This is a genomic window from Nocardia transvalensis NBRC 15921 (assembly GCF_000308875.1).
GTDB lineage: Bacteria > Actinomycetota > Actinomycetes > Mycobacteriales > Mycobacteriaceae > Nocardia > Nocardia transvalensis.
Window position 1 is genome coordinate 1 of the sequence record NZ_BAGL01000012.1, and the last position, 5,727, is coordinate 5,727.

General features: G+C 70.2%; 5 protein-coding genes and 1 pseudogene. 3 read left to right on the forward strand and 3 right to left on the reverse strand.

Annotated elements, in window-relative coordinates; all coding sequences use genetic code 11:
* Together ON41_RS05105 and ON41_RS05110 are read right to left on the reverse strand one after the other, a co-directional pair.
* Window positions 1-239, reverse strand: a pseudogene (locus tag ON41_RS05105) (M20/M25/M40 family metallo-hydrolase); the annotation flags it as partial.
* A gap of 100 nt (window positions 240-339) precedes the next feature.
* Window positions 340-1,251, reverse strand: coding sequence for an oxygenase MpaB family protein (locus ON41_RS05110; protein WP_040745608.1), 912 nt, complete (start codon window positions 1,249-1,251; stop codon window positions 340-342).
* A gap of 164 nt (window positions 1,252-1,415) precedes the next feature.
* Here ON41_RS05110 and ON41_RS41360 point away from each other — a divergent pair, with 164 nt between their 5' ends.
* A complete protein-coding gene (locus ON41_RS41360; RefSeq protein ID WP_157185362.1) occupies window positions 1,416-1,589 on the forward strand; it encodes a hypothetical protein in 174 nt (57 codons plus the stop codon).
* Between the two features lie 36 nt (window positions 1,590-1,625).
* Here the strand turns inward: ON41_RS41360 and ON41_RS05115 are convergent, their stop codons facing one another.
* Window positions 1,626-2,222: a TetR family transcriptional regulator gene (locus tag ON41_RS05115; RefSeq protein ID WP_040745609.1), complete on the reverse strand. Its 597-nt coding sequence runs from the start codon at window positions 2,220-2,222 to the stop codon at window positions 1,626-1,628.
* Between the two features lie 87 nt (window positions 2,223-2,309).
* Between ON41_RS05115 and ON41_RS05120 the strand changes: the two genes are divergently transcribed.
* Window positions 2,310-3,197: an oxidoreductase gene (locus ON41_RS05120; protein ID WP_373281318.1), complete on the forward strand. Its 888-nt coding sequence runs from the start codon at window positions 2,310-2,312 to the stop codon at window positions 3,195-3,197.
* Between the two features lie 482 nt (window positions 3,198-3,679).
* The coding region (locus ON41_RS05125) for a non-ribosomal peptide synthetase (protein ID WP_040745612.1) at window positions 3,680-5,727 on the forward strand (2,048 nt) is incomplete at its 3' end.

Consider the following 5,727-nt stretch of genomic DNA (forward strand, 5'->3'; position numbering starts at 1 on the left):
GTCCCGGCCTCGCGGCCCGCCCAGCGGTACAGGCGGCTGTGCCCGAACCGCCGCAGCTCCAGCTCGGCGTGCACGCGCGGGTAGCACTGCTCGAGATGCGCGGCCAGCCGCTCGAACTCCGCGTCGGCGGTCGCCGCCCCGCTCGCGTCGGAGGACACGGTGACGCAGCGCAGCGCCGCCGCGAACCGCTCGGCGGTCCGGTCGTCGACGCCGACCGGGACGTGGGTGCTGCCGCTCATCGGAGATCACCGGGCTCGGGGAAGGGGACGGTCACCGTTGCATTGTTCAGCACGGGCCGCCCGGTCGCGGAATCCCGCGCCGTCACGGGATCGCGACGCGTCAGAGCGGGCGCAGATCGATCATCTTGCGCAGCCGGGCCCGGTCGCGCTCCAGGCGGCGGGCCTCGTAGGCGATGGGGAAGTAGCGGATCCGCTCCGGCAGCATCGGCACGGTGCGGCCGATGACCCAGCCCAGCCGCCGCAGCTTGCGCTCGTCCGCGTCCGTCCAGGTCAGGCCGAGCTTGCGGCGCGCGACCTCGGGCGTGGTGCCGACGGTGAAGAAGTACTGCAGCCGCCCGACCGGGGCCGCGGCCACCTTCCACAGCGGGTTCAGCGCCCGGGGCAGGAAGGTCGGTGGCGCGATCGTGCGGATCACGCGCAGGTAGTCGTGGGCGACGCCGGTCGGCTGCAGGTGGTTCTCGACCGTGTCGGTGAAGAACTTCTCCCACTCGGCGTAGGTCGGCGGAATCTCCTTGGGCGCCACCGAGAAATTGCGCATGAGCTGCACCACCTCCTGGTAGTACTGCTCCTTGTCCGCGTCGGTGAGCGGCTTGCGGACGAAGTGCCGGTTGCCCTCGGCGTAGGCGAAGGTGGCGGTGTGGAGCACCCACGCCCACGGGCCCGAGGACAGCGCCTTGTGCCGGACGCCGTCGGCGTCCACGGTGTTCAGATCCGCGTGCAGGGTGCGCAGCCGGTCCGCCTCGGCCAGCGCTTCGTCGCCGCCGTAGATCCACATCATCACCGAGGCGATACTGCGGGTGGCGCGGCCCATCGGATCGGTGCGGAAGGTGGAGTGCTCGTCCACCACTGCCGCGATCGTGGGCTCCATGGTCTGCAGCAGGAAGGCCGATCCCGCGGTCAGCGAGAAGGTGATCAGGCCCGTCTCGTCCCACATCGTGTTACCCGGTCCGAAGGTCCGCCGGGGCGGCAGGTCGCGGGTGGTGCGGTCGCTCCGTGCTACCGACGCGGTCATGGTGATCTCCTTCGACCACTAGACATAATGAGATGATTACTTGCGAATCATCTCATCATGTCGCCGAGTCGGCAAGCGCGGGCGATGCGAAAGGTTAACGGCCGGACCCCCGATTCGGTGGAAGAATGGGGTGTTCCCTCGGAAGCCCCGGAGAGGGGTCCCGCATGCTTCGTGTCCATCTCCATCACACCGGCCACCGCCCGCTGCTCCCCGCATTGCGTGACTACGCCCGGCGGTCGGCCGGTCTCTTCCGTGCCGCCGCCCCCGGTCCTCGCGGCGCGGCCGCCGAACGTCCCGCCGTATTCAGCGCCTCGCTCGGGTGCCATCCGCATTTCTGAGTATTCCGCAGTGCCGCAACGGTTCTCGTGGGCAGGCTAGACGTCGTCCGGTGAATTCGCCGACCTCGCAGCCGATATCGGCGACAGCGCGCGGCGGGCCAGGGCCAGCCATCTGTAGTGCGTTGCCGCCGTGGCGGTGTCGCCGGGTGCGGTGGTCAGCAGCAGCACCACGTCGTCGACGGTGACGTCCGGGTACAGGGCGCGTTCCCGGTGTGCGGCGGCGACCAGGCGATCCACGGCCGCGGCCGCGCCGGTCCGCAGCCGGTGCAAGGAATCGTCGGCGACCCCCGTGGCGGCATGTCGCAGCAGGCGCTCCTCGCGCAGTTCGACGGTCACCTGGCGCAGCAGGCCCACGAGTTCGTCCAGCGCCGTGGACGCGCCGGCGTCGACGCGGGCCAGGGCGGCGTCGAGCGAGGCGGTGATCAGGGACTCCAGATCGGTGACGATCGCCTCGATCAGATCCCGCTTCGTGGGGAAGTGCCGGTAGAGCGTGCCCACGGCGACCCCCGCGGCGGCGGCGATGTCGTCCATGCCGACCTCCGGCCCGCGCGCGATCACCAGGTCGCGGGCGGCCCGCAGGATCGCCTCGCGGTTGCGCTGCGCATCGGCGCGGCGCGGGGTCCGTGCGCTCACCTCGGCCTCCGTATCTGCTCGCCTTGACAATACATGAACGCCTGGTTCACTTTTAAAATGAACGACTGGTTCATGTTAGGAGTGACCATGTGGACAGCAGCGGACATACCGGATCAGCACGGGCGGACGGCGATCGTGACCGGCGCGAACACCGGAATCGGCTACGAGACCGCGCGAGCGCTGGCCGCGCGCGGCGCGACGGTGGTGCTGGCCTGCCGTGATGCCGGCCGGTCCGAGGCGGCCCGGCAGCGCCTGCGCGCCGCCGTGCCGGGCGCCGCGGTGCGGACGGTGCCGCTCGATCTCGCGGCCCTGGCCTCGGTCCGGGCGGCGGCGGACGAGATCCGCGACCGGTACGAGCGCATCGATCTGCTGATCAACAACGCCGGGATCACCGGCCTGGGCGGCCACACCGCCGACGGAGCCGAGATCCAGTTCGGCGTGAACCATCTGGGGCACTTCGCCCTGACCGGACGGCTGGCCGATCTGCTGGCACCGGGCGCGCGGGTCGTGACGGTGAGCAGCATCGGGCACCGTTTCGGTCGTATCGAAGACTCGGGAAAGCCGTGCGGCACAAGCGCGTACGCGGATTCGAAACTGGCGAATCTGCTGTTCACCTACGAGCTGGACCACCGGTTGCGGGCGGCGGGCCGTCCCGTCGCGGCGCTGGCCGCGCATCCGGGCGGGGCGAGCACCGAGGTGTTCCGATACTCGCCGCCGTGGTTCCGTGTTCCGAACCTGGCGGTGGCCCGGCTGTTCGGGCGCACGCCCGCGATGGGCGCGCTGCCGACGCTACGGGCGGCGACCGATCCGGCCGCGCGCGGCGGCGAATACTACGGACCGGGTGGTCTGTTCGAGATCCGTGGCCACCCGGCGATCGTGAAATCCAGTGCTCGCGCGCGGGATCGGCGACTGCGGGCGGCGCTGTGGGAGCACTCGGTGGAATTCACGGGCGTGCACACCTTCGGCGCTGCGTGATTGCGCATCGTGCAACGCTTTGGTCGAGCGTCCAAAAACTCTCCGACCTGCGCGGAAGGATGCCTGTTAGGCGCGGCAACTGCGGGGTCGCTACACTTTCGCGCGGTACCAATGCGCACTGCGGCACGACGTCTGTGCGGCAGTGTCGATCGGGGTCGGATAAGGGTGTTTGGCGAATGGTGTGTACGCGTCACGGACGGCGCCCCGGTGCGGTAACCGGGCGCTATGTCGGCTCCGGCGGCGGAGCGGGTGACGTGCGCTACACCAGCCCGAAGGCGGAACACCGTCCGGTCCGGGTACCGGCGCGGCGAGTATTTCCGGCAGCGCCCGGGTTGCGCGAATTCTTCCGGTTATTTGCGGGAAACGAATTCAATTCTTCGATGTATATCGATGCTGTGGTCTGCTCATGACGCACGTTCCCATTCCGGACGGCATTTTCCTGTGGGTCAGAGTCGGCGCTAGGCGAGAGGTGAAACAGCAGAGTGGGTAGAGAACGTCGGTCCTCGCGTGGAAGCCGCCGTCGAGGCGGCCTACTCTTCGGGAATCTGCTCACGGCCGCGGTGGAGTCCGCCGCGGATGCCGTCGCCGTCCGGTTCGCGCCCTCGGGTGATCCGGCCGACGAGCGGCAGCTGACCTACCGCGAACTCGACGAGCGGTCCTCGCGGCTGGCGCGCGAACTCATCGACCGGCGGATCGGCACCGGCGACACGGTGGCCATCGGCATCGCCCGCAGCATCGAGTCGGTACTCGCCGTGTGGGCGGTCGCGAAGACCGGCGCGGCCTACGTGCCGGTGGATCCGGCGTATCCCGCCGAGCGGATCGCGCACATCCTCTCCGACTCCGGCGCCGTCCTGGGCCTGACCACCGCGGCGCACCGGGGGTCGGTGAGCGACGCGATCGAGTGGCTCGAACTGGACGATCCCGCGCAGGCCGCCCGCATCGCCGAACGGCCCGGACATCCGATCTCCTACGCCGACCGCGTGCGCCCGGTTCTCGAGCAGAACGCGGCCTACATCATCTACACGTCGGGTTCGACAGGTCGGCCCAAGGGCGTCGTGGTCACCCACGCGGGCCTGGGCGCCCTGGTCGCCGCGGTGCGCGAGCAGTACGGCGTCGGCCCGGGTTCGCGGGTGGCGCACGTGTGCTCGCCGAACTTCGACGTCTCCGTGCTGGAGTTCCTGCTGACCTTCTCGTCGGGCTCGACGCTGGTGGTCTCGCCGCCCGAGGTCTTCGGCGGCGACGAGCTGGCGGAACTGCTGCGGCGCGAGCGCGTCACGCACATGCTGATCACCCCGGCCGCGCTGGAATCGGTGGATCCGGCGGGCCTGGAGAACATCGCGACCGTCATGGTCGCCGGCGACAAGTTCGGCCCGGATCTGGTGGGCCGGTGGGCGCGGGACGGGCGGTCGTTCCTCAACGGGTACGGCCCGACCGAGGCCACCATTCTGGCCACCACCACCGGGCCGATGTCGGCGGACGAACCGGTCACCATCGGCTCCACGCTCCCCGGAGTCGGCGCGTTCGTCCTGGACGCGCGGCTGCGCCTGGTGCCCACCGGCGTGACGGGTGAGCTGTACCTGTCCGGCCCCGGTCTGGCCCAGGGCTATCTGGGCCGCCCCGGCCTGACGGCCGAGCGGTTCGTCGCCAGCCCGTTCGCCGACACGGGCGCGGCCCGGCTGTACCGGACCGGAGATCTGGTGCGGCGCACCGAATCCGGCGCCATCGAGTACCTGGGCCGCTCGGATTTCCAGGTGAAGATCCGGGGCGTCCGGATCGAACTCGGCGAGATCGACAACGCGCTCACCGCACATCCGGATATCGACTACGCGGTCACGATCGACCGCGTCCTGCCCTCGGGCGCGGCGGCGCTGGTGTCGTACGTGCTGCCGCGGGCCGGGCAGGCCGTCGACACCGACGCGCTGGCCGGATTCCTCGGAGAATCGTTGCCCGCGTACATGATTCCGGCGTCGATCACGGTGCTGGACGAGATCCCGCTGACCCCGGTCGGCAAACTGGATCGCGCCGCGCTCCCGGCTCCGGCCTTCGCCGCGCAGGAATTCCGCGCGCCGACAACGGATATGGAGACCACGCTCGCCGACCTCTTCGCCGCGATCCTCGGCGTGGAACGGGTGGGCCTGGACGATTCGTTCTTCGCGCTCGGCGGTGACTCGATCCTGTCGATCCAGCTGGTCTCGCGCGCGAAGGCTGCCGGTATCGCGTTCTCGGCCCAGGACGTCTTCAATCGCCGGACCGTCGCCGAACTCGCCGAAATCGCCGTTCCCGTAGGCGAATCCGACCGAGAACAGCTGGCGGAGCTGCCCGGCGGCGGAGTGGGCGAGATCCCGCTGACGCCGCTGCTGCTGGCGACGCTGGAGAAGGGCGCGTCGTACGCGCGCTACTCGCAGTCGATGACGCTGCGGCTGCCCGACGGTATCGACCGCGAGACACTCGTGGCCACCCTCGGCGCGGTCTTCGACCACCACGACGTGCTGCGGACGCGGTTGCGCGGCAACGCCCGAGGACGGCTGGG

Bases quoted from the DNA above. Each gene is read 5' to 3' on its own strand.
- ON41_RS05110 (WP_040745608.1), bottom strand. From the start codon at position 1,251: ATGACCGCGTCGGTAGCACGGAGCGACCGCACCACCCGCGACCTGCCG.
- ON41_RS41360 (WP_157185362.1), top strand. From the start codon at position 1,416: ATGCTTCGTGTCCATCTCCATCACACCGGCCACCGCCCGCTGCTCCCC.
- ON41_RS05120 (WP_373281318.1), top strand. From the start codon at position 2,310: ATGTGGACAGCAGCGGACATACCGGATCAGCACGGGCGGACGGCGATC.